The sequence below is a fragment of the Roseateles sp. P5_E11 genome (assembly GCF_054049355.1).
This window is the reverse complement of sequence record NZ_JBFUMO010001075.1, coordinates 1-974: the sequence shown is the minus strand read 5'-3', so window position 1 is coordinate 974 and position 974 is coordinate 1. Positions and strand designations below refer to the sequence as shown.

The following is a 974-nucleotide window of genomic DNA, read 5'->3' as shown; positions in this document are numbered from 1 at the left end:
GCCGCGCCCAGCGGCAGGCGGTTGACGCGCTTGCGCGTGTCTCCCATACGCTCGGCATCGCGGGCAAACATCTCCACATAGGCCAGCAGGTGGTGGCCGAAGCTGACCGGCTGCGCCACCTGCAGGTGCGTGAAGCCGGGCAGGATCACATCGGCATGCTCGCTGGCCTTTTCCACCATCACGGTCTGCAGAGCCTTGAGCAGGCCGCTGATCTCGTCGATCTCGCCGCGCAGCCACAGGCGCACGTCGGTCGCGACCTGGTCGTTGCGGCTGCGGCCGGTGTGCAGTCGCTTGCCGGCAATGCCGACGCGCTCGGTCAGCCGCGCCTCGATGTTGAGGTGCACGTCYTCSAGGTCCAGCTTCCACTCGAACTGGCCGGCCTCGATCTCGGCGGCAATCTCGCCCAGGCCTCGCTGGATGGCCGCATGGTCCTCAGCATTGAGGATGCCTTGCGCCGCCAGCATCTCGGCATGAGCGAGGCTGCCGGCGATGTCGGCCCGCCACAGGCGCTGGTCGAAGCCGACGCTGGCCGTGTAGCGCTTGACCAGATCGCTCATCGGCTCTGAGAAGAGGGYGGACCAGGCTTGGGACTTATTCGCGAGTTGGTTGTCTGACATGACTGAGATGAGGCGGGCGGCGGAATTCAGCGCGCAAAATGCAGGCGCAGCCCGGGATTATCGAACGCCAACAAATCCGAGCCCCACATGCCCTTCTTCAAGCGCCGCGCGCCAGCGCACCACAGCGTCTGGCACGAGTCCATGCAGCTCAGCCAATGGCTGGGCTTCGCGGCCACCGAGCTGCCTGAACTGCCCGAACTCAACAAGGCGCCGCTGCTGGACCCGACGCGCGCCTTCGACGTCTGCCACGTTGGCCTGGTGCTGCGCGCCGTGCTTGGCGTGCAGCTGTTGCTGGCCCTGGGGGTAGCCGTCGTCGCGCGCGATGCCGGCCAATGGCTGACGCTGACGGCCAACGGC

General features: G+C 67.0%; 1 protein-coding gene and 1 pseudogene. One reads left to right on the top strand and one right to left on the bottom strand.

All coding sequences use genetic code 11. From position 1 onward, the window contains the following. Positions 1–617: lyase family protein (locus tag ACXJKR_RS33500; protein ID WP_457326535.1), on the bottom strand; the 617-nt coding region annotated here is incomplete at its 3' end. Positions 618–704: 87 nt separating this feature from the next. Between ACXJKR_RS33500 and ACXJKR_RS33495 the strand changes: the two are divergent. Further along, positions 705–974, top strand: a pseudogene (locus ACXJKR_RS33495) (hypothetical protein); the annotation flags it as partial.